General features: G+C 45.0%; 20 protein-coding genes. 2 read left to right on the top strand and 18 right to left on the bottom strand.

Going from position 1 to position 22,241, the window contains the following annotated elements; translation table 11 throughout:
- Window positions 1-542: 542 nt before the first annotated feature.
- From lysS to ACSNJE_RS13005, 8 genes are all read right to left on the bottom strand, one after another.
- On the bottom strand, window positions 543-2,012 hold the full coding sequence (gene lysS / locus ACSNJE_RS12970; RefSeq protein WP_474773998.1) for a lysine--tRNA ligase: 1,470 nt from the start codon (window positions 2,010-2,012) through the stop codon (window positions 543-545).
- Window positions 2,013-2,102: 90 nt separating this feature from the next.
- Window positions 2,103-2,579, bottom strand: coding sequence for a transcription elongation factor GreA (gene greA, locus ACSNJE_RS12975; protein ID WP_013119145.1), 477 nt, complete (start codon window positions 2,577-2,579; stop codon window positions 2,103-2,105).
- Between the two features lie 300 nt (window positions 2,580-2,879).
- Window positions 2,880-3,797 (bottom strand): hypothetical protein, encoded by a 918-nt coding sequence (locus tag ACSNJE_RS12980; RefSeq protein WP_495252816.1) that lies wholly within the window; start codon window positions 3,795-3,797, stop codon window positions 2,880-2,882.
- A gap of 22 nt (window positions 3,798-3,819) precedes the next feature.
- Entirely contained in the window at window positions 3,820-4,722 is a 903-nt protein-coding gene (locus tag ACSNJE_RS12985; RefSeq protein WP_013119143.1) for a DUF8754 domain-containing protein, read from the bottom strand.
- Between the two features lie 219 nt (window positions 4,723-4,941).
- Complete coding sequence (gene ltrA / locus ACSNJE_RS12990) at window positions 4,942-6,222, bottom strand: group II intron reverse transcriptase/maturase (protein WP_495252817.1); 1,281 nt, start codon at window positions 6,220-6,222, stop codon at window positions 4,942-4,944.
- A gap of 1,131 nt (window positions 6,223-7,353) precedes the next feature.
- Window positions 7,354-8,376: a tRNA dihydrouridine synthase DusB gene (dusB, locus tag ACSNJE_RS12995; RefSeq protein ID WP_474660317.1), complete on the bottom strand. Its 1,023-nt coding sequence runs from the start codon at window positions 8,374-8,376 to the stop codon at window positions 7,354-7,356.
- Window positions 8,357-9,124: a type III pantothenate kinase gene (locus ACSNJE_RS13000; protein WP_013119141.1), complete on the bottom strand. Its 768-nt coding sequence runs from the start codon at window positions 9,122-9,124 to the stop codon at window positions 8,357-8,359. The genes dusB and ACSNJE_RS13000 overlap by 20 nt, the downstream gene beginning before the upstream one ends.
- Before the next feature lie 130 nt (window positions 9,125-9,254).
- Window positions 9,255-9,725 (bottom strand): chemotaxis protein CheX, encoded by a 471-nt coding sequence (locus ACSNJE_RS13005; RefSeq protein ID WP_013119140.1) that lies wholly within the window; start codon window positions 9,723-9,725, stop codon window positions 9,255-9,257.
- Between the two features lie 352 nt (window positions 9,726-10,077).
- On the opposite strand from ACSNJE_RS13005, the gene ACSNJE_RS13010 reads away from it, so the two are divergent.
- Window positions 10,078-11,424 (top strand): magnesium chelatase ATPase subunit I, encoded by a 1,347-nt coding sequence (locus ACSNJE_RS13010; RefSeq protein ID WP_495252818.1) that lies wholly within the window; start codon window positions 10,078-10,080, stop codon window positions 11,422-11,424.
- A 14-nt stretch (window positions 11,425-11,438) separates the two neighbouring features.
- Window positions 11,439-13,193 carry a vWA domain-containing protein gene (locus tag ACSNJE_RS13015; RefSeq protein ID WP_495252819.1) on the top strand — a complete coding sequence of 585 codons (1,755 nt, stop codon included), beginning with the start codon at window positions 11,439-11,441 and terminating at the stop codon, window positions 13,191-13,193.
- A gap of 57 nt (window positions 13,194-13,250) precedes the next feature.
- On the opposite strand, the gene ACSNJE_RS13020 is transcribed toward ACSNJE_RS13015, so the two are convergent.
- From ACSNJE_RS13020 to folK, 10 genes are all read right to left on the bottom strand, one after another.
- Window positions 13,251-13,823, bottom strand: a complete 573-nt coding sequence (locus ACSNJE_RS13020; protein WP_013119137.1) for a biotin transporter BioY — start codon at window positions 13,821-13,823, stop codon at window positions 13,251-13,253.
- 82 nt (window positions 13,824-13,905) lie between these two features.
- On the bottom strand, window positions 13,906-14,880 hold the full coding sequence (locus ACSNJE_RS13025) for a biotin--[acetyl-CoA-carboxylase] ligase (protein ID WP_495252820.1): 975 nt from the start codon (window positions 14,878-14,880) through the stop codon (window positions 13,906-13,908).
- A gap of 150 nt (window positions 14,881-15,030) precedes the next feature.
- The gene (gene nadC, locus ACSNJE_RS13030) at window positions 15,031-15,885 is read right to left on the bottom strand and encodes a carboxylating nicotinate-nucleotide diphosphorylase (protein ID WP_495252821.1); all 855 of its coding nucleotides are present in this window, start codon (window positions 15,883-15,885) and stop codon (window positions 15,031-15,033) included.
- Window positions 15,886-15,904: 19 nt separating this feature from the next.
- Window positions 15,905-17,497, bottom strand: a complete 1,593-nt coding sequence (gene nadB, locus ACSNJE_RS13035; RefSeq protein WP_052218594.1) for an L-aspartate oxidase — start codon at window positions 17,495-17,497, stop codon at window positions 15,905-15,907.
- Between the two features lie 28 nt (window positions 17,498-17,525).
- Complete coding sequence (nadA, locus tag ACSNJE_RS13040) at window positions 17,526-18,443, bottom strand: quinolinate synthase NadA (protein WP_041587874.1); 918 nt, start codon at window positions 18,441-18,443, stop codon at window positions 17,526-17,528.
- Between the two features lie 87 nt (window positions 18,444-18,530).
- Window positions 18,531-18,914 carry an aspartate 1-decarboxylase gene (panD, locus tag ACSNJE_RS13045; protein ID WP_013119132.1) on the bottom strand — a complete coding sequence of 128 codons (384 nt, stop codon included), beginning with the start codon at window positions 18,912-18,914 and terminating at the stop codon, window positions 18,531-18,533.
- 3 nt (window positions 18,915-18,917) lie between these two features.
- Window positions 18,918-19,763 (bottom strand): pantoate--beta-alanine ligase, encoded by an 846-nt coding sequence (panC, locus tag ACSNJE_RS13050; protein WP_474774004.1) that lies wholly within the window; start codon window positions 19,761-19,763, stop codon window positions 18,918-18,920.
- Window positions 19,764-19,774: 11 nt separating this feature from the next.
- The gene (gene panB / locus ACSNJE_RS13055; RefSeq protein WP_495252822.1) at window positions 19,775-20,611 is read right to left on the bottom strand and encodes a 3-methyl-2-oxobutanoate hydroxymethyltransferase; all 837 of its coding nucleotides are present in this window, start codon (window positions 20,609-20,611) and stop codon (window positions 19,775-19,777) included.
- Entirely contained in the window at window positions 20,611-21,486 is an 876-nt protein-coding gene (locus ACSNJE_RS13060) for a Rossmann-like and DUF2520 domain-containing protein (protein WP_474774006.1), read from the bottom strand. Before ACSNJE_RS13060 ends, panB begins: the two co-directional genes overlap by 1 nt.
- 262 nt (window positions 21,487-21,748) lie before the next feature.
- On the bottom strand, window positions 21,749-22,240 hold the full coding sequence (folK, locus tag ACSNJE_RS13065; RefSeq protein WP_013119128.1) for a 2-amino-4-hydroxy-6-hydroxymethyldihydropteridine diphosphokinase: 492 nt from the start codon (window positions 22,238-22,240) through the stop codon (window positions 21,749-21,751).
- Window position 22,241: the final 1 nt, after the last annotated feature.

A 22,241-nucleotide genomic window follows, 5' to 3' on the forward strand; every position in this document is an offset into this window, starting at 1 on the left:
TCCCGCACCGGCTCTCAACCAGCCGCGGAATTCCATACTACCATAACTGGCTGCTTTTCGTCAACCGGTAGTTTTTGGAGGCAAACATTAATTTAACAACATATTCACAAACTGGAATTTCATTTTACCATGTAAACCATTAGCTTGTCAAGTCCGGCATCAGATATTTATTTGCCTTCACTGCCCGAAATATCTAGCTTCAGCAATATTTTCCGGGCAATTCCAAACGACAATAACAAATATACCATGGGCTTTATTTTTCGTCAAACGAGAAATATTTTAAGGAATGGGGTTTATGAGTAATTAATCTCTTTTTACTGCTAAATTCTTTATTTCGGTGCAATTTACTTTATTTTAATTTTTCATTTTGTTACCCAAACCGCGCGGTATCTGAAAACCCGCCGTTTCGACAAAATGGGGGGCATATCCGACGTTCAGGATTGCAGCGAAGCGCATAACGTAGCGAGGGGGAGTTTTTCTAAACTTACACCTAGGCTACACTTTTTTATCCACTAAAAAAGACTCTTTTTCAAGAGTCTTTTTTAATCCCTGGGACGCATCAGCGGGAATAACAGTACATCGCGAATTGACGCTGAATCGGTAAGCAGCATAACTAACCGGTCAATCCCGATACCTAAACCGCCGGTTGGCGGTAAACCAATTTGCAGAGCATTAATATAATCCTCGTCCATCATATGGGCCTCATCATCGCCTTTGGCCCTTTTTTCTACTTGTTTCCGGAACCTTTCTTCCTGGTCAATAGGGTCATTTAACTCCGAAAATGCGTTAGCCGTTTCCCTTGAATATATAAATGCTTCAAATCTGTATGTATAAGCAGGGTTGTCCTTTTTCCTTTTGGCAAGAGGTGAAATTTCTATAGGATAATCAATAACAAACGTGGGTTGAACCAATTTGGGCTCCACAAATGTCTCAAACACCTCATTAATAACGGTTCCTTTGCTTACCCCTTCTTCTAATTTAATCCCCAGCTTTTGAGCTGCTTCAATAGCTTCTGCATCGGTATTTATAACAGAAAAATCTACGCCGGTTTCCTCTTTTATTGCCTCCAGCATAGGCACTCTGCGCCATGGTGCCGCCAAATCGATTTCTGTACCCTGGTAAACGATTTTATCAGTTCCCAGGACTTCTTTAGCAACCGTTGAAACAAGGTTTTCCGTCAAGACCATCATATCCTCGTAATCGGCATAAGCTTCATAAAGCTCCAGCATAGTAAATTCAGGGTTGTGCTTGGTTGAGATTCCTTCATTTCTGAAGTTTCTGTTTATTTCATATACCTTTTCCAGACCGCCAACAATTAATCGTTTCAGATATAATTCCGGAGCAATCCGGAGATATAGATCCATATCGAGGGCATTATGATGGGTAATAAATGGTCTGGCAGTGGCGCCACCGGCAATGGGGTGCATCATCGGTGTTTCTACTTCCAGAAAACCCAGCTTGTCCAAGTAGTTGCGAATAGCCCTGATTATTTTACTTCTTGTCACAAAGACTTCTTTTACCTCTGGATTCACAATCAGGTCAATATACCGTTGACGGTATCTTAATTCAACATCTTTAAGCCCATGCCATTTTTCAGGTAACGGCCTTAAAGACTTACATAACAACTTATAAGACTTAACCCAAATACTAATTTCGCCTTTTTGAGTTTTAAACACTCTTCCTGTAACGCCAATAATATCACCAATGTCCAAATGGCTAAACCTTTTGAATTCTTCTTCTCCCAAATCATCTAACCTTGTATAAAGCTGGATCCGCCCGGTTAAATCCTGGATATTAGAAAACCCGGCTTTCCCCTGTCCCCGCTTAGCCATTAACCGACCGGCCAGCGTCACTTCTTGACCCTCCAACCGGTCAAAGTTTTCTATAACTTCTTTAATTAAATGAGTACGCACAAATTTTTCTCCAAAAGGGTCAATTCCCTGCTTGCGAAGCTCGTCCAGCTTATTAAGGCGTACTTGGAACAGTTCATTTGTTTCTAAATCCCGACTCATTTTTAAAGCCTCCAAACTATACTAAAAAGGCTATTGCTGCAGTTGCTAATTGCTCTGCCCAAGCCTTTTTTAAGAATTTACTGTTTTCTGCTACTTACTAATTCCCATAATCTGGTATTTTAACGTACCGGCCGGTACGTTTACTTCAATTATTTCACCTGTTTTTTGTCCTAATAGGGCTTTCCCAACAGGCGATTCGTTAGAGATTTTATTGGCGGAAGGGTCTGCTTCTGCCGAACCCACTATTGTATATGCTATTTCATCACCAAATTCCAAATCTTTTAACAGTACGGTGGAACCAATAGAAACCACATCAGTGTGGACATCTCCTTCATCGATTACCCTGGCGTTGCGCAGCATTTTCTCCAGCGTTAATATGCGGCCTTCTATAAAAGCCTGCTCGTTTTTGGCATCCTCATACTCTGAGTTCTCGGAAATATCGCCGAATTCAATGGCTTGTTTTATCCTTTCGGCAACTTCCCGTCTCTTGACCGTTTTTAATTGTTCTAATTCATGCTCTAGTTTTTTCAACCCGTCCAGGGTAAGTATAACTTCCTTTTCCACCATTACTTCGCTCCCCTTTATATTTTTTAACTATACTTTTGCCAATCAAGTATATGCAGAATAATGAACTATCATTCACATTCAGGATAGCCAAAAAGGCTTCTTGGAATAGTAAAAATAGTGTCAAGACCAATCTTGACACTTCAGTATAATGCAAAAATCCGGCTACCAAAACTGTTATCGCCCAAAGCGCAAACTTAAGTAAATCACTGTATGTATATTTCGTATCAAATTTCAATTTATACTGCTCTTTTTACACTGTCCTTTGTGATAAAAAGGCATTATATATCATGCTCTTCCGTCTCATGCAACTATTATAAAGATATTGCTACTTTTTGTCAAGGATGGGCCTAAAGCATTTTCAAAAAGCCCCGTTAGGCCCATGTTAAAACCTATTTTGCCAATTTCCTGCACCATTACTTTATAATCATGCCATATATCCTGACCACGTATATCTGCCAAAGCATGGAGTATTCCCTCCGCCAAATAAAAATCCCAAACAAATCTAAAATTCTTTCTGGCAGTATTTATTTTAATTTTTGGTCCTTCCAACAAAGAAGCATCAATGCGGATGGGTATGCATCCATTGAGTTCATCAATGCCGATGTCCATTGAAATTACGACATCAGCCAGCCTCCAATTAATATATGGCTTTTGCATAATTTTTACTGCCGTCCCCGTTTCATATAAAATAGAATGAGCCAAATGGTTTAAGTTTCCCCAATCCTCCCCGGCTATAATAATTTTTTTCCACTCCGCCGCTAAAATACGCGCCAGTCTGGCTCCCGTCTCTTTATCAGCGCCCCAGATCATAATTTTCGGGTGGTCTGCTTCCTTCCATGCCACTTGAATTAATTCTTTAAAAGCCTTATTCAGTAATAGTATTTTGAGCTGCTGCCCCGAAAAACCATTAAGCAATTTTCCCGGTCCTAACTTTTCCGCTAAAGCCGGAGATGCCTCCGTTCCGGTAATAATTACATCAGGATTAATCATTTTAATTCTTTTATCCAGATTATACGGTATTCTCTGCGTAGGATAAGCTAAAATATATCCTTCCACCAAATTATCCGCTGTTTTTAGCTCTATTTCTGCTATTGTAAGACAGGGCATGTAAGAGACGATTTTTTTACGCAAAGGCGTGGGCGCCAACTTTAAAAATGAAAAGTACTGCACCCAGTCATTAATTTCAAATTGTTTTAGGAAAACAACTCTTTTTTTCATAAAAAATCTCCTGGTCTAAGGGCTAATTGAGATATTCAACCCGCGGCCCGAATCCTGTTTGGGCTAATAAATCGCTGTATTCATCTTCTGTCATATTTTCCGGTCGCTTTCCTGCCAGCGCCAATAAAACTCCTTCCATAACATTGGTACCAAAAGAACGGCCGTTCAATTCCGGGGTGGTAGTAACCAGTACTTTTACGCCCCTCCTTTTTAAATCTTCCACATCATCTTTTGTTACTGTGTTTGTAATAACTATTTTATTCAGCATTTCTTCTGGCATGTATTTTTTTATATAATGATAGTCACCGGCTATAATGTCAGCTTTGTAATAAAGGTAACGGTGACGTGAACTGTTCTTCTCCTGTTTTTTTCCGGTGGGATAAATAAATTTAAAGGGCAGACGACACACTACCGGCGCTACCACCTTTGCCGTTCGCTCCAGAGATTTTAAAGATTTTAACGGGATGGGTAAACCGAGCCCAAAAACCAAATCCCCAAAAGTAACGATTGCCCCGGCATCGACAAAAGACTGCGCCATACCAAAACGGTCTACGCCGCAGACCATTAACACCGGCTTTCCCCTTAAGTCAAGCCCGTGGTTTTTTTGCAAAAATGTTATCACATTCCTCTCCAGGGTATTTTTCAAACCGCTCCCGTCTACTACAGGAGACATTTTAGCCTGCCTGGCTATCTTATAAGCATCCCTGATGATATATCGCCGGTCGCCGGCATACAGATATAAATCTATGCCGCCAAGCCCAAAAGCATCAACTTGGCCATCCAGTTCTCTGACAATCTGCATCGCCTTGTTTAAATCACCATCTGTCCCGATTCGTTCGATTCGGAACGGCACTCCCAAAAAACTTGTTTCCACACAATGATTTCTCTTAGAAGAACCCAAACTTACACTTAATACAGTTTTCATGCTCCAAGCCTCCTGAAAATTAAACCTGATTTCCAATCTAGAGCATAGTTTACCCATTTTCAGGAAATTTTAACTGTTCAACACGGGTGGCTGTCTGAAAAAGCAATCCCTTTTCATAAAATCGAGTAAGGTAAAGCCGAAGTAATTTGCTTCGGCTTTATCCTTCTCACAGAACCGTACGTACGGGCCTCGTATACGGCTCCTGGTAAATCTCGGTCACTACGGTCGGTAGTGATGCAAAATGCCGACATTATATTTCTCCAGGTTTATTAGACCCAGTTCGTCAAACCACTTGTTAGGCAGAGCCATGCTTATCAACGGGCTGGCTGAGTTCTTCCATGTAGTCATGGAGATTTTCTCAAAGGTACCTTTGTACCCTCTTCTTCGCAAGGCTTTGTGCAACGGTTTCCAGGTTTTCCATTCCTTCATCTTCTTCATCCGTAACCTGCGCCTTATCCATCCCATTAGCTCTGCAAAGACACCCCGGCAATTCGCTACTCTAAAGTAGTTTGCCCATCCTCTTAGCACAGGGTTTATCCTCTCAACCATTTCTTCTACGCTCAGTCCATGGTTTCTGGGTGTCATTTTCCGTATCTTGTCCTTGAAGTTCTTCAGTTTCTTAGGGCTGATGCTTACACTTTTGGAGTATATAACAAATCCAAGGTAAGTCACGCCCTTGCGGTTATCCGTAAGGTGTGTCTTCTCCCGGTTAACTGTTAGCTTCAGTTCTTTTTCCAGGAAGTCTGTCGCTATGCGCCGGTATTTCTTTGCATCCTGGTATGTTGCTGCAAACAACAATATATCGTCGGCATAACGTACCATTCTTATGCCACGTTTCTTCATTTCCTGGTCGAAACTATCCAGATATATATTGGTTAACAGAGGGGATATTACTCCTCCTTGCGGGCTGCCCAGGTCTGTTTCCTCCCAGGCGCCGTCCTTCATTACTCCCGCTGTCAGAAACTTCTTGATTAACTTCAGGACACTACCGTCACTGACTTTACGGTTGACTCCTTCCAGTATCAGGTCATGGTTTAACCGGTCAAAGCATTTGGAGAGGTCCATATCCACCACATGGCTTAATCCGTATTTGTTTATGAACATCTCTGCTTTGGCCACCGCCTGATGGCAGGAGCGCCCCGGCCTGTATCCATAGCTTGATGGATGAAAATCCGGTTCAAAGATTGGTTGCAGGATGTTTAGAAGTGCTTGCTGGACTACCCGGTCCCTTACGGTAGGTATCCCAAGCGGGCGTTTGCTTCCGTCCACTTTTGGGATTTCTACCCGCAGTACCGGTTGCGGTTCGTAAATGCCGGTTCTGAGTTCGTGATGAAGCTGGCGTAATTCTTCCTGCAGATTTTGGCCGAAGACCTCCACGGTCACCCCGTCTACTCCGGGAGCCCCATTGTTGGCTTTGACGGCTTTATATGCTCTCTCCAGGTTATCCATCCGATATACCTTGTCTATCAGGCTATACCATTTCTTCATCACGTCACCCATTTCGCTATGCTCCTTCGGTTCTTTGTGATTTCGCGCCGGTCCCTTCCTGCGTTTTCCGGGCGTCTCTAGCTCTATGGCAATCTTACCCTTCCCTCCGCAGTACTCCGACTGAGCGGACGTACTTCCCAGCAGGCTCGTCACCCCCGGTTAGCCGTTCCCTTTGGCATTCCAGCCGCAGCTGTCTTCTCTTCCCATCACTCGGTCCCTCAGTTACATACCTTGATTTACCTTCGTCCCTTCGCAGTCGCAGCTGCTTTTGGCTAACTGCGCCCCACTGCAACCAGGTGCAGTGTCCTCCCGGTTTTCTCCTCCAGTCTGTTACCAGCTTTCATGGGCCGGGAGTTTATCACTACTACGGACTCATCTGCCACCCCACACCACTTCGTCCCGCCCTTGTGTCTCCACTTGTTTGGGCTTACCCTCTATGGGGATGGTGCCGGGCTTCTCCGGTTAAGCCTGCCTGCCTGAATCTGAACCCATCCGTCCTAACTCCCCAGGTTATCCAGCTTTTGGGCTTTCCCACTCAGTGCAAGGTTACCCACCTGACGAGCCAACCTCGGTTCGCTTGCGCTATGTTCCAGATTCCCCCTTCGGCTTCCTTCAGACCCCACCGTTGGCCGGTGACGCCCTTGCCTACAGGTTGTCTTCCCGCTGGTTAGGTGACAGGGTTTCTTTCAACCCATCGGCTCAGCAGACATGCCGGACGAACACTAAAGGGATAGGTTAAACACCTATCCCCAAAGTAATAGGAAAAAGGGAGGTTACGACTGCGCCCGCAAAACCGCAGACTGGAAGGCAGGGGGCTCCCGCATGTTTGAAGATGGCGAAGGGCGCGGTGCCAAGAAAAAGAAACTGCCGCTGTGAAAGTAAAACAACAAGTTGCGACCTGGTGAAGGGCGGATAGACAGTGTTAACGACAGTGAAGGCTTGAAAAGCTTATCTAACAATGAAATTTTAATTAGCTTCTTAGTAATTTTTTCGTTCAATTTTTTCTCTGTGTTCTCTGAGCTCTCTGTGGTATTTTCTGGACCACAGAGCAACCAAAAGAAAACATTTCAAGTAATGACTTCTCTGTGGTAAATCGTTTCCGCCCGTAACCTTGGAGCAACGATTGTTTTTCCTCCACAGCGGCTATTTGTTTTCCTGGCAAGGTTTTGCAGATTCCTTATATTGGTCCAGTAATCTGACCAGTTCCTCAACACTTACGGCTTGATTAACCTTTTCCCTCACTCTGGCAGCTTCCCTTAGTCCCTTGATGTACCAGGCAATATGTTTGCGCATTTCGCGCACAGCCCTGTATTCTCCTTTAAAGACGACAGCCAATTGCAAGTGCTTTTTCGCCATTTCCAGCCGCTCGTCTATTGACGGTTCCGGTGGTATCTCACCCGTTTCTAACAGTTTTACAGTTCTGGAAAACAGCCAGGGGTTTCCTAAAGCGCCCCGTCCAATCATAACAGCATCGCAGCCGGTTTGTTTCATCATGGCCAGGGCGTGAACCGGTTCAAAAATATCGCCGTTACCTATTACGGGTATTTGCACCGCTTCCTTAACCCGGGCTATAATATCCCAATCGGCTTTGCCGGAATAAAACTGCCCTCGGGTCCTTCCATGGACCGTCACCGCCGCAATCCCTGTTTCCTGCGCCATCTTAGCAAGCTCAACGGCATTAACAGATTCTTCATCCCACCCTTTACGCATCTTTACAGTGACGGGAATTTGGACTGCCCTCACCACCGCCGACATTATTTCCCGTGCCAGCGGTAAATCCCTCATCAGCGCACAACCTTCAAAATTTTTGACTACTTTGGGCGCAGGGCAGCCCATATTTATATCAATGATGGCAGCCCCCTGGGTTTCAGCAAATTTTGCTGCTCTACTCATAAGTTCAGGTTGATTACCAAATATTTGCACACTTATGGGACCTTTTTCGCCAGACAAGTCAAGCATCGTTTTAGTGCGTTCACTGTTGTAACGGAGAGCAGTAGCGCTAACCATTTCCGTACATACTAATCCACTGCCTGCCAATTCGGCGATTAACCTGTATGCCTTGTCAGTAACGCCGGCCATTGGAGCAGAAACGACGCGATTGGCCAAACGCAGGTTACCGATGGTAAACCCGCAATTGGGGGGGACATTAGCCTTTGTTGCGCTCATAAATAATCCTTAGACCCTCCAGCGTTAAATTCTTGTTGACCACATCTATCATTCGCGATTCACGGCCAATTAATTCAGCTAACCCTCCGGTTGCCACCACATAAGCATCGGCACCCATCTCTTCCTTGATTCTTTTAATAATACCGTCAACCTGTCCTACAAAACCGTAAAAAATACCGGATTGCATACTGGAAACAGTATTTTTACCTATAACATTTTTCGGGCGGATCAATTCCACCCTGGGAAGTTTAGCCGCCCTGGTGAACAACGCTTCCATGGAAATGCCTACTCCGGGGGCTATGGCACCGCCAAGGTATTCTCCGGATTCAGATATGGCGCAAAAAGTGGTAGCCGTACCAAAATCAACAACTATCAGTGGCCCCTTATAAAGGGCTCTGGCAGCAACAGCATTAACAATTCTGTCCGCTCCTACTTCCCTGGGATTGTCATATTTAATAGATATGGAAGTCTTAATCCCCGGTCCCACTACCATAGGTTTAGCGTTAAAATATTTTTTAGCCATTCCCTCCAGGATAGGCGTTACCGGAGGAACTACAGAAGATATTATTACATCTTTAATTTTCTGGGGTTTAACACCGGAATAATCAAATAATACGCGGATCTGTACCCCGTACTCATCAACGGTCTTTTGCTTATCGGTAGCTATTCGCCAACTGTTTAATAAGTTCGCTCCCTCAAATACCCCCAACACAATATTTGTGTTTCCTACATCCAATACCAGTAACATCTCCAATTCACCACCACGCTTCAATTCCTTTGGTCCGGGGTAACAACCCCGTAATAACAAATTAGCTTTTAAAATTATACCATAAACAAAAGCACTATAATATAAGCCAAAAAAATAACCCGTAGAAGGGTTATCTTTTCTCTCTCAAGGCAATGCCTATTTCAATTTCACCGAAATCGGTTATCAGAGGAATTTGCAGTCTTTTAATATCAATGGTGGAAATAACTACGCCACGACCCGTAATCACTGTCGGAGGCGCCAGGGTAGATGGATACCCCGCCTTTTCCAAATCTGCACTGGCAATACCTGTAATAACATTGCCTAACTCGGCAATGGCACTTTCTCCCATTTCGTCAAAAACAACAATCCTCTGGCCCAGCATCTCGGAAATAATATTTTTGGCCGTTCGTTCCGACATACCATACATAACGATACCCTGAACGCGCCCTGTGACGCCGATTAAAACGGTTACATCCTGTCCAGTATAAGAAGACGATTCGATAGACAATTGCCCCTTTTCCACAGAAATTGGGCGTCCCAATTCCGACTCCAAAACCTTAATAGTTGCTGTAACAAATGGGGAGACGAATTCAACCTTCAACCCTTTCACTCCCTTCGTAATAAAAAGGTAATTTCGACAAATTCGGCCGATTCCCTGCTATTACATGGTACATTTTTCTATTTTTTTCTACCCATAAAAAGCAAAAACTATCGTAAAAACAATTTAGATACATAAAAAGAAACCTATATTAATTATCATACTATAGCATGTCTAAACAGTTAAGTAGTAATTGCAACCGGAAACCTGGCTTTTTGGACCTATAATCCACCTTTTTAGCCCTGACAGTATTTTAGTAGTTGCATTAGGCGAACAATTTTCGCTATAATAAGATGTAAATATGTAAATTTTTTTTAAAAATATTAAATATTAGCGTAAGTAAGGAAGTGTTCATATGCGCTCTTATACTCAACTAACAAGGCACGACGGGAATGCAATTCTTTTTGAAGTCGTGGAAATGGGCATTATATCGACACTTTGGGAAGTTCCTTTACACATACATGCCGAAGGCCTAAGGGGAACCGGCAAGACTACTATCATGAGAGCGGCCCGCCAAATTATGCCCCCCATTGTGCGCATAAAAAACTGCCTCTACAATTGTGACCCGGAAAAACCGCATTGTCCGAATCATAAACATTTATCCAGAGAGGAAATCGAACAGTTGGGAACAGAAATTGTGCCCAGACCGTTTTTGGAAATTTCCCATTCGGCAAAAATCGGTACTATTGCCGGAAGTATTGACCTGGCGAAAATAACAAATGCTGCCAACCCGGAAGCAGCTTTGCTGCCGGGCATTATTCCCCAGGCACACCGGGGCATAATATTTATAGACGAGATTAACCGGTTGGCTGATACGTCACCGGAAATTACTGACGTACTGTTGGACTTGATGGGAACAAAACCCGGCCGGGTTCAGATTGAAGAAACAGGTTTACCCCTGGTGGAAATCCCGGTTCAGGCGTCGGTATGGGCCGCTTCTAACCCCGATGAAGAACCCGGACCGCTGCAGGAAATTCGCCGGCAGCTTTCCGACCGGTTCGATTTAGTAGTTGAAATGGGGCGTTCCCATAACCAGGAATCAATAGCAGAAATCCTGCAGCAGAGCGAACAACGGCGTTTATCAAAAAACAGGGTATCCCAAGAAACTATTGAGCACAATGAAAAATTGCAAAAAGAAATGGAACGGATAGCTAAAAAATATGAAACCCTGCAAATGCCCGATTACCTGAGAAACTACATCGCCCGGTTATATGTCAAATATAACCTGGAAAGTTTCCGGGCTATTGAAGCAATTCAACACGCCGCTGTCCTGCACTGCGCTTTACGGCAGCGGGATAAAGTCCTGGTCAGTGATATTGTAAAGGTGATTCCCCTTGCTTTAAGACACAGGGTTGATATGGACACACTGACTAAAATCATGAATTCAAGCGCTGATAAAGGGCCGAACGATGGTGCCCCCCCAATGTCTTTTGCCAATTCAGTTAAAAAAAAAGAACCAGAGATTTTTTCTTCAGAGCCTGATAGAGAAAACGAGCTGAATTACGCTGACGGAGACAAAGAGGTAGCCCAGGACACAGCGGGCTCCCTTTTTTCTCCATTGAAGAACCTTTTTTCAAGAAAGGATAAAGGACCTAAAGTCGAAGAATCAGACGGCATTAAAGCAGCACCCTTAAATAAGGCCAAGAAGATTCACGACCTGAACCTGGATGAACTTCTCAACTCCGAAGAAGATCTTAAATAAAAGGGGGTCTGAAAATGGAAAGTAGAGAACGGCATCAACGAATGACCCTGGAACATTATTTATCATATTATTTTTCACAGAACAAAGGAGTACGGCTTGGTGAAACAACAGTTGTCAGCAACAAAGTTCATTCCAACCACCCTGCTACTCCAGGCCACATCAAGATATATATCGACCAGGATGCCGGGCAGACTTACCTGGGACGTGAAGAAGCGAACCAGATCCTGCACATCGACGTTTTTCATGAACCGGCCCGCCTTGACCCCGTATATGTAGCCCGCAGAATTTGGGGCGCTCTGGAAACTTACTTTAACCAATTGCGGGATGAAAGACGTTCTGAATTAACCAAAGATGAATGCAGGCAAATCGTCAAAGAACTTTCCGAAAAAATCCACGTCAAGACTGCCGGCGGCCAAGGCACTGTTTTCCAACTGGCCAGCAGAAAAGGGGAAATCTCGACCTCAAAAAATATAATTCAAAACCACGTCCACGTGCTTGCGGAATTAGAATGTAAATATTACGACAGCCTTATATTTATGGTAGATGCCATTGAAGCAGCCATTATCAACCAAGGCTTTGAAATTCGCCGGGTGGAAGCCCTGGACCACTGTGAAAAAGAAATTGTCACCGAAAAAGGAACGGGCGTAGGGGTAAGCTTACCGGGTTTTAACTCGCCGGAAGCAAAGGCCCATATAGCACAACAAAACAGGCTGCAAATTATCCTGGACCTCGCCTCTGCTTTCGGCACCATTGAAGAAGCGAAAAACTTTTTGGAGTCCCTGACTGCTACCGGGAATATTTTCCTTGGTTCCTTCGCCAAAAAGCACGGGGACGGCGATTTAAAACAAACCCTCCTGGACTTGTGCAACCATAACCTTGTCAAAAAAGGCAGATTCACCCATACCCTTACTGACGAAGGAAAAGAACTCCTGGAATTCATAAAATATCATCAAAAAGAACTGGAAGCCCAGGTCAGGAAATCCATCAGAAAGTACCAGATTGTTCGCCACAACTACCAAACTTATCATAACTCGGAACTCAAATCCCGTAAAAGCCAGCTAACCGACGAAAGAAGAGTTGTCGGCTTAGACAGCCACGCCTGGCTGGGCGAACTGGCCATTCCGGAAACAGTAGTAGCAGCCACTGCCCGCAGTTTTCTGCAAGGACAGAGACATATGTCCATTAAACGAGAAGACATCAGGCAGTATGGGCGAAAATCTTTTGCTCCCATTGATACCTGCCTGGCCATAGACTGCAGCGGCAGTATGGTTGGCGAAAAAATAAGGGCTGTATCTTACCTGGCCCAGCATTTTCTCCTGACTTCCAGGGAAAAAGTTAGCGTGGTAACCTTTCAGGAAACAAGTTCGAAGGTAGTCATCCCTTTTACCAAAAGTTACCAAAAACTAGTAGAGGGTTTGCGGTCTATCCAACCCGAAGGTATGACTCCCCTAGCCAAAGGTATTCTGGAAACAGTAGAACTGATCAAGAAAAAACGGGCCAGGAACCCTCTGCTGGTGTTAATCACCGATGGCATTCCCAATTACCCGCTTTGGACTACCGATGCCCAGGCTGATGCTTTAAAAGCAGCGGAAATGATCGCCGAAAATAAGATTCGCCTGGTTTGCATTGGTGTGCTGCCGAACGAATCTTTCTTGAAGGAACTTGCCAAAATCGGCAAGGGCAACCTGTATATCGTCGACGAACTGGATAAAAACAGCCTTCTTGACGTAGTAACCCAGGAATGGCAGAGATATAAATATAGTAAATGAAGTATAGCAAAACCCTCTATCTTTCAAAAGGCTTTGAGATAGAGGGTTTTCTATGAATCAGCTTCTGGAAATGCGGGCCGTACGTACCTGTTCGGCAACCGGGCGTGCTATTAAGGCAGTCACAACAGCTTTGGCTAAATCAAACAATATAAAGGGCAAAAAACCTATTTTTAAAGCCTGCATAACAGAAACGGCCTTCCCCAGGTAGAAATTAAGGATTATATATAAATAAGGTATACCTATTATGTATATTACTACTATCCCTACAACAGAAGCCAAAAAATAGGACAAAAATGATTTTTGTTCCTTCCGTTCCAGGATTCGGCCTATAACATATGCTGCAACAACAAAACCAGGTAAAAAACCGAAGGAAGGCTGTAAAATATAAGTTAGCCCACCATAAGGCGGTTTCGCAAAAACAGGGACCCCCACCAATCCCAACAGAATATAAACTATCATACTTAATGCGCCCAACCGGGCCCCCAGCAACGAACCGGCAAGCATCACAACTAAAGGTAGCAGACTAAAGGGTACCACTGCCTCTCCACCGAACCGCAGTACCAAAGCCGCTGAAACGGCCAAAGCGGTAAACAGAGAAACAAAAGCCATGTCACGAATTGTTAGCCGCATTTCTTGATTCCTCCTTATACTTAGCATATAGTTTGTTAACCTTGGTACATCATATGGTTAACATTTAATTGACAAAAAAACCTTACCTAGAATCAAATGTTATTTCCCCCGCCACAACCCTTTTCAGGGACCCATCCCGGGTTCTTACTATCAATGCTCCGTCATCATCAAGGTCCACAGCAGTTCCTTCCAAAGCAACTCCGGGGGAGGTCACTTTTATTTTTTTATTTAAAGTAACGGAATACTTTTTCCATTCTTCCACCACTGCAGCATATTCTCCCATTTTAAAAGACAGGTATAACACTTCCAATTCCTCCAGGAGCTTAGTTAAAAAGTCTTTCCTGCTCCATGATTTACCCGTTTCTATGTACAGGGATGTGGCGATGTTTTGAATTTCAGGAGGCAACTCATCCCTGGAAGTGTTGACATTTACCCCAATTCCCACAACAACGTAGTTAATGCGTTCCAGCTCAGCATTCATCTCCGTGAGTACCCCGGCTATTTTTTTTCCTTTTATAAACACATCATTGGGCCATTTAATGCCTGGTTGAATGCCCGGATAGGAATCAAATGTTCTGGCCAAAGCCACAGCCGTTAACAGAGTAAGTTTGGGTGCATCCATAGGATTAATTTCAGGCCGTAGGATAACGGACATCCATATACCCCGTCCTTTTGGAGAACTCCAGGCCCTACCAAGACGACCTCTGCCGGCGGTCTGTTCCTCGGCCACTATAACCAAACCTTCCGGCGCCCCGTTGGCAGCCAACTCTTTGCCTTTATCGTTGGTGGAGCCAATAGTATCGAAATAAACAATCCTGCTGCCGATGACCCGGGTCTTTAACCCGACTGTTATTTCGCCGGGATATAACCTGTCAGGCACTGTAACCAAACGGTAGCCCACTTTGGACCTTGATTCAATAGTATAACCATCCTCCCGCAATGCCTGAATGTGTTTCCATACGGCTGTCCGGGATACCTGCAGCCGGCTACTGATCTCCTCGCCTGATAAAAAACTACACTCGCTTTTTTTCAGCAGGTTTAAAATTGCGTCCTTCATGGTTTCACCCATTTCGGCAAAAACTTGACGTTACCATTTTATCCCCTAAAAAAGCAAATGTCAACCCAAACATAACTATAGGTTGACATTTATACTGTATACATGTTTTTAACTCATTTTCATCTCCAGGTAAAAAAGTTCCCGTTCTTTCTATTTTCTGGTTTTTATCCCGCCGACATCCAAACTGATGTCCAGGGCTTTAACCGAATGAGTCAGGGCGCCCATGGAAATAATATCTACCCCCAGCTCAGCCAGTTTCGGAACCTTATCTTCAGACAAACCGCCCGATACTTCCACCAGGGCTTGCCCGTTAATCATAACCAGAGCTTGCTTGACCGTTTCAATATCCATATTATCCAACATAATAATATCGGCGCCGGCTTCCAGAGCCTCTTTAACACCTGCAAGGGTTTCTACTTCCACTTCAATTTTTATTGTATGAGGGGCGTAGGCGCGAGCCATCTCCACCGCTTTTTTGATTCCTCCGGCAACTTTTATGTGGTTGTCTTTTATCAGTACACCGTCATATAGCCCAAAACGGTGATTTTTTCCACCCCCGATATATACCGCGTACTTTTCCAGCGCCCTAATGCCAGGGGTGGTTTTCCGCGTATCAACAACTGCGGTCCCGAAATCAGACAAAAGATCGGCTATTCTCCTGGTCTTGGTGGCAATCCCTGACATCCGCTGTAGGAAATTTAACGCCACTCTTTCCCCGGTTAAAATAACTCTGGCCGGGCCATATAATTCTGCCAGTATATCTCCGGCTTGCAAAATGTCTCCATCCTGTTTTATCCTTTTGAAGTCTACTTCGCCGCTTAGCAAGGAAAAAACCCGCTCCGCTATAAAAATGCCGGCCAAAACACCGTCTTCCTTAGTATGAATAAAGGCTTTCGTGAAATGGTCCCGGGGGACAATAGCATCTGTTGTAATATCTCCCGTTCCTATATCCTCTTGCAGAGCCCGGCGAATTATCTCGTCAACAATAAAAGTATTGAGCTCCATAAAAATACCCCTTCTTTGGCTATAAATCTTCTTTGCAAAGGTCAATATGCCGCTTCCAATGTTCATCGTCAGGGCAGGGATAATCTTCGCGAAAATGGCCTCCCCTGCTCTCCTTTCGCTGTAAAGCTGCATTGGCAATCAGTTTGCCTAAAACGAGCATGTTGACAACAGGTACATAGCAAATGTCTTTAATCTGCTGCTCCAGTATGTGTTCACTTTTTTCAAACCAATCTAACGCCTGCCTCAGACCACTTTCGTTCCTGATGATCCCGACGTTGTCCCACATTACTTCCCTGATTTGTTGGCGCAGCCATTCGTAATCTATTGTTACATCCCCCGGCTTAAGCCGGTCAAAAACCACGTCGACCTTATTAGGTATAGGCTTATTTAAAACGCGAATTATATGCTCAGCAATCCGGGCACCAAAAACCAAACCGTCCAGTAATGAATTGCTGGCCAGCCGGTTAGCGCCGTGAACCCCCTCGCAGGCAACTTCCCCGCAGGCATACAGCCCGTGGATATTAGTCTCGCCATTCAGGTTGGTTTTCACCCCACCCATCATGTAATGGGCGGCAGGGGCAACGGGAATCATTTCCCGGGCAATATCTATGCCATATAACCCGCAGGTTTTTGCAATATTCGGGAAACGTTTCTTCACTTTTTCCGCGTCTATCGGGGATAGATCAAGAAATACGTTGTTGCTGCCGGTCCGCACCATTTCACTGGTAATAGCTCGGGCAACTATATCCCTGGACGCGAGTTCAGCGTTAGGGTGATAATTAGGCATAAACCTTTCGCCATGGATATTCCTAAGTATGGCTCCTTCGCCTCGTACCGCTTCTGATATTAAAAATCGGGGAGCACCCGGCAATAAAAGGGCCGTGGGGTGAAACTGGATAAATTCCATATCCGTCACTACGGCTCCCGCCCGATAAGCGATAGAAACACCGTCTCCCGTGGCCACTTCCGGGTTGGTGGTATGTTTAAAAATTTGGCCGGCCCCACCGGTAGCCAAAACTACCGCCCGGGCATATATGATTTCAAGAGATTCCTCTTTTTCACTCCAAACCAAAGCGCCAAGACATTCCCCGCCAACAGTGATCAGGTCAATGACGCTATGGTCTTCTAACAGCGTTATCCTGGTGTTTTCCTCTGCTTTTCTGTTCAGGGTGCGTTGAATTTCTTCACCTGTGGAGTCACCGGCATGTAAAATTCGCCTGCGGCTATGGGCTGCTTCCCTGGTAAAGGCCAGTTCTTTCCCGTGCCTGTCGAAGTTAGCCCCCATTTCAATTAATTCACGGACCCGGTCAGGGCCTTCAGTAACCAGAATTTCTACGGCTTCTTCGTTGCATAACCCTGCTCCGGCTTCCAGGGTATCCATTCTATGCAATGCGGGAGAATCAGCATCATGAATGGCCGCGGCTATACCGCCCTGAGCTAATTCCGTGTTGCTGTCCCCGCGCTTTTTTTTCGTTACGACTGTAACAGCCATTTTTTTACTGGCCCTGATGGCAGTATACAGTCCGGCAATACCGCTGCCAATCACAAGGCATTCCGTAAATTGGCAGGGAAGTTCCCGCGAATCAAAATTTACAATATACCTGGGAATCAAAATTATTTCCTCCCAACTTTAGCGCTGATTATTTTATTTCCAACATCCTGTCCAACGCGCGAATGGCTTTCGTTCTAATCTCTTCATCAACAGTAATCCTGGGTATTTCCGTCTCCAAAGCCCATTTCACTTTTTGCAAGCTGGTCAGTTTCATATTAGGGCAAATCAGTTTCTCGGAAGCTAAATAAAACTTTTTATCCGGGCATTCTTTGCGCAGTTGATGCATAATTCCAATTTCCGTAGCAATGATAAACTCTTCCTGAGGATTTTCTTTAGCATATTTAATCATCCCTGAAGTACTGAAAACCCCATCAGCCTTGGCCACCACTTCCGGCTTACACTCGGGATGCACAAGTACTTCTGCTGCCGGGTGTTCTTGCTTGGCTTTTTCAATATCTGCCTCAGTTAAACGGTCATGCGTATTGCAGTAACCTTCCCATAAAATTACCTTCCGGTTGGCCTTTAACCCGACATAATGACCTAAGTTGCGGTCAGGCACAAACAATATGGGCTTATCTGCGGGAACAGATTGGACAACCTTCACGGCATTGGCTGAAGTACAGCAAATATCGCTTTCTGCTTTGACCTCGGCAGAGGAATTCACATAGCATACTACAACAGCATCCGGGTGCTCCTCTTTCTTCTTGCGCAATGCCTCAGCCGTGACCATATCCGCCATTGGGCATCCGGCATTGGGGTCGGGCAGCAGAACCGTTTTATCAGGCGATAGGATATAAGCGCTTTCTGCCATAAAATGAACACCGCAAAAGACAATAATATCAGCATTGGTCCCGGCCGCCTGCTGAGCCAACCCCAGGGAATCACCCACAAAGTCGGCTATATCCTGAACTTCCGGCCTTTGATAAAGGTGGGCCAAAATTACAGCATTCTTTTTTTCTTTCAATTCTAAAATTTCCTGTGACAACTTTTGAACATACTGTGACATATCCACTTGAATCAGCTCCTTATTTTCCTGTAACTTTACCGGGTTATCCTCATTCTATCTATATTTAAATAAACTTGTCAATAGATTCTAACCAATCCTGCCTGCTTCTTCACAGTTATGAATCTCATTAACCCGGTTGTTATCATCCAAAAAAATAATTTTGGGCCGATAACTCCTGGCTTCTTTGTCCTCCAGCAAAGCGTACGAAATAATGATAACCTTGTCCCCCGGCTGAACTAACCTTGCCGCCGCCCCGTTCAGGCAGATAACCCCTGATTTGCGAGGACCTTCAATTACATAAGTTTCAAACCGGGCTCCATTATTATTATTTACCACCTGCACTTTTTCATTGGGGAGAATATCTGCGTTCTCCATCAAGTCCTTATCAATGGTGATACTGCCAATATAATTTAAATTGGCTTCTGTTACAGTGGCCCGATGGAGCTTGGATTTCATCATCATCCGAAACATCGCTTACACCTCCAGCATAAAGTTGTCAATCAGCCGGGTATTTCCGATATAGACAGCCAGAGCAATCAGTATCTCACCCGTTAATTCCTCAATATCACGCAAGTCCGGAATACTCAAGATATCCACATAGTCTATCCTGGCCAAAGGCTCAGCTTTAATCAGCGCCTCCATCGCCGCTATAACCCTGGATTTTTGTCTCTCTCCCGCCCGAATCATGTCCCTGGCCTTCTGCAAGCTTTTATACAATACCAGAGCAGCCTGGCGTTCCTCTTTATTCAGGTACGTATTGCGCGAGCTCATGGCCAACCCGTCTGCTTCACGCACCGTCTCTACCGTTTTAACAGTCAGATTCATGTTCAGGTCAGCAACCATCTTTTTGATTACCAGAACCTGCTGGGCATCTTTTTGTCCAAAATAAGCAATATCCGGCTGAACAATGTTAAATAATTTAGTAACTACGGTGGTAACTCCGCGAAAATGGCCCGGTCGGGATAAGCCACAGAGTTTTTCCGTCAGGCCTTCTACCTCTAGAAAAGTAGCGTACCCGGAAGGATACATTTCTGCCGCAGTAGGAGCAAAAACAGCATCAACGCCAACCGACGCGGCCAGTTCACAATCCCTTGTAAGGTCCCTTGGGTATTTATCATAATCTTCATTCACACCAAATTGGATAGGGTTTACAAAAATACTGATTATCACCGTGTCACATTCCCGTCTGGCGACCTTCATCAGTTGCAGGTGCCCCTCATGCAGGTATCCCATAGTCGGCACAAAACCCACCGATCTTCCGGCGGTTTTAACCTCTTTAATATAAGCCTTCGCCTCTTCAATCGTTTTCAGCAACCGCATGTTGAACTCCTCTACGATAATTTATTTAATTCTTCCGCTGCCATCTGGAAACTATGTTCTTCGGCCGGGAATACTCCCGTTTCTACTTCCTTTTTGTATCTGGCCACCGCGTCAACAATAATAGGTTTTAAAGAAGCATACTGTTTAGCCATTTTGGGCACCAAATCAGAATACAGGCCAAGTATATCATGGCTGACTAAAACCTGCCCGTCACAATCTTTACCTGCACCAATCCCAATGGTCGGTATATCCAGCCGCTCAGTAACCATTTTGGCCACGGGAGCAGGCACACACTCGAGAACAATGGCAAACACTCCGGCATCCTGTAATGCCAAAGCATTGTTGATTATCGCTCTGGCAGCGGCCTCGTCCTTTCCCTGCACCCGGTAACCGCCTAATTGGTTAATTGACTGCGGCGTAAGACCTAAGTGGCCCATTACAGGTATGCCTGCTGCAATAATTGCTTTCACGGTATCGGTAACTTCTCTGCCACCCTCAAGCTTGACCGCATTTGCTCCGGCTTCCTGCAAAAACCGACCGGCATTCCGTACGCTTTCACCCACGGAAACATGGTAAGACATAAAGGGCATGTCCGCCACAACCATGGCATTTGTAGTACCCCTGGAAACTGCCTGAACATGGTGCAACATGTCCTCCATGGTTACGGGTAGTGTCGATTCGTAACCCAATACCACCATGCCCAGGGAATCTCCGACAAGAAGCACATCAATACCTACCTCATCAAATATTTTGGCAGCAGAATAATCGTACGCGGTTAACATTGTAATTTTCTCGCCTTTTTGTTTTTTCTGTTTTAAAGTTAAAGTTGTTACTTTTTTACCACTCATTAATTAATACCTCCTTTAAAGAGTTGAATCATCCGGTTATAAACTGTATCGTCAATAGACCCCTTTTCTCTGGCAATACGGGCCGTATATAGACCCAAAACTTTATATAATACCTCGTTTTCGGGCTGGTAGTCACTCAAAGCCTGTAAATGCTTTTTCAGAGTAGATAGGTCTCCCCTGGCTATTGGGCCAGTCAAGGCCTGCACGGGCCCTAAAGCGGAAATATTTTTTAGCGAGCCGTTCACTAACGGCCATAAAGCGTTAATAGCTTCTTTTTGCGTCATACCCAATTGCTGATAGATTTTTATGGCCCAGTGTAACACTGCTACCAGAAAGTTGGATGCCACAGCCGCCCCCATATGGTACATTGGCTTATGCTTGGTTTCCAGCAGAAAGTATTCTCCCCCCACAGCTTTGACAATTTCCATCCCCACCGGCAAAGCTTCCCGGTCGCCCTCCAACGCGAAAAAGGAACCGGGCAAATTCCTGATAGCCTGCTCCACATCGGCAAATGACTGGAGTGGATGCACTGACAAAACATAAGCCCCCGCTTCTTTGGCCGGGCCGAGGACCCCGGCAGGCATAGCCCCGCTCATATGTACCACAACCTGACCGGGCCCAAAACCGTTGTCCTGACGAATCTGGAGACAAACCTTTTCTATTAGCCTGTCCGGCGTAGTGATAAAAATAAGGTCGGCTATTTTGGTAATTTGTGCCGGAACCAATGTTCCGCAGGTTCCCAACCTTTTTGCCGTCTCCTGAACCGTTGTAGGATTTCTACCGGCAATACCGCAAATCTCAAAACCCTTTGCCTGTAACAAAAGCGCCATAGCAGTCCCTACTTTTCCTGCTCCAACCACGGCAACTTTTTTCACTCTTCAAACCCCCTTTTTCCGAAAATTGCGAAAAGAGCAAAAACTGCAACGGGCTTGGAGTTTACGGCAAGGTTATTGGAAATATAAAAACCTTTCAGACTAAATCCGAAAGGTTTCAGATATCGATATATACCTTCCGTCTCGGTCCGATTAGGCTCCAAGCGGGTCGCATGACACCAATATGAAACACTGTCTTTAAATAATAATTCCGTCGGCGGTGCAGTTCCCGAAAAGAGATACTACCCACCCGTTTAAGCTTATTTTACCATATTTTCTGGTCTATGCAAACGAATTTTTTGTCTGTAAGCCGTTTCAGGGCTTCGCCAATCTTATTTCCAGAAGGAAGAATCATATCAGGCGCCAGGTCCTTGAGCGGCGCAAGCACAAAAGCCCTCTCCTCAAAGCGTGGATGGGGAATCTGAAGGTCCTCTTCCAGAATTTTTTCATCTCCATAAAGAATTATATCCAGGTCAATGGTTCTCGGCCCCCACCTAACGGTTCTAACCCGCCCCAAATGATTTTCAATCTTCTGCAGGGCAGCAAGCAGTTCCGACGGAGGTAAAGCAGTCTCTATTTCCGCTACCGTATTATAAAACCATTCCTGTTCTTCATACCCTACTGGTTCTGTGAGGTAAAGGGGAGCCACTTTCCGTACGGTAATTCCATCCACTTCATGCATCCTTTGCAGCGCTGTCCTTATCTTTTCCCTTGGGTTGTCCTGGTTAGAACCAAGTGCAATATATGCACGAACCATA

This window comes from Thermincola sp. GK-1 (assembly GCF_059412445.1).

Excerpts from the sequence above, each read along its gene's own strand:
- ACSNJE_RS13025 (WP_495252820.1), bottom strand. The coding sequence starts at position 14,880 with ATGAAGGACGCAATTTTAAACCTGCTGAAAAAAAGCGAGTGTAGTTTT.
- ltrA (WP_495252817.1), bottom strand. The coding sequence starts at position 6,222 with ATGGGTGACGTGATGAAGAAATGGTATAGCCTGATAGACAAGGTATAT.
- ACSNJE_RS13010 (WP_495252818.1), top strand. The coding sequence starts at position 10,078 with ATGCGCTCTTATACTCAACTAACAAGGCACGACGGGAATGCAATTCTT.
- greA (WP_013119145.1), bottom strand. The coding sequence starts at position 2,579 with ATGGTGGAAAAGGAAGTTATACTTACCCTGGACGGGTTGAAAAAACTA.
- nadC (WP_495252821.1), bottom strand. The coding sequence starts at position 15,885 with ATGGAGCTCAATACTTTTATTGTTGACGAGATAATTCGCCGGGCTCTG.
- ACSNJE_RS13015 (WP_495252819.1), top strand. The coding sequence starts at position 11,439 with ATGGAAAGTAGAGAACGGCATCAACGAATGACCCTGGAACATTATTTA.
- ACSNJE_RS13000 (WP_013119141.1), bottom strand. The coding sequence starts at position 9,124 with ATGTTACTGGTATTGGATGTAGGAAACACAAATATTGTGTTGGGGGTA.
- dusB (WP_474660317.1), bottom strand. The coding sequence starts at position 8,376 with ATGAGCGCAACAAAGGCTAATGTCCCCCCCAATTGCGGGTTTACCATC.
- ACSNJE_RS13020 (WP_013119137.1), bottom strand. The coding sequence starts at position 13,823 with ATGCGGCTAACAATTCGTGACATGGCTTTTGTTTCTCTGTTTACCGCT.
- nadA (WP_041587874.1), bottom strand. The coding sequence starts at position 18,443 with ATGTCACAGTATGTTCAAAAGTTGTCACAGGAAATTTTAGAATTGAAA.
- panD (WP_013119132.1), bottom strand. The coding sequence starts at position 18,914 with ATGTTTCGGATGATGATGAAATCCAAGCTCCATCGGGCCACTGTAACA.
- lysS (WP_474773998.1), bottom strand. The coding sequence starts at position 2,012 with ATGAGTCGGGATTTAGAAACAAATGAACTGTTCCAAGTACGCCTTAAT.
- ACSNJE_RS12985 (WP_013119143.1), bottom strand. The coding sequence starts at position 4,722 with ATGAAAACTGTATTAAGTGTAAGTTTGGGTTCTTCTAAGAGAAATCAT.
- panB (WP_495252822.1), bottom strand. The coding sequence starts at position 20,611 with ATGAGTGGTAAAAAAGTAACAACTTTAACTTTAAAACAGAAAAAACAA.
- ACSNJE_RS12980 (WP_495252816.1), bottom strand. The coding sequence starts at position 3,797 with ATGAAAAAAAGAGTTGTTTTCCTAAAACAATTTGAAATTAATGACTGG.
- folK (WP_013119128.1), bottom strand. The coding sequence starts at position 22,240 with ATGGTTCGTGCATATATTGCACTTGGTTCTAACCAGGACAACCCAAGG.
- panC (WP_474774004.1), bottom strand. The coding sequence starts at position 19,763 with ATGCGGTTGCTGAAAACGATTGAAGAGGCGAAGGCTTATATTAAAGAG.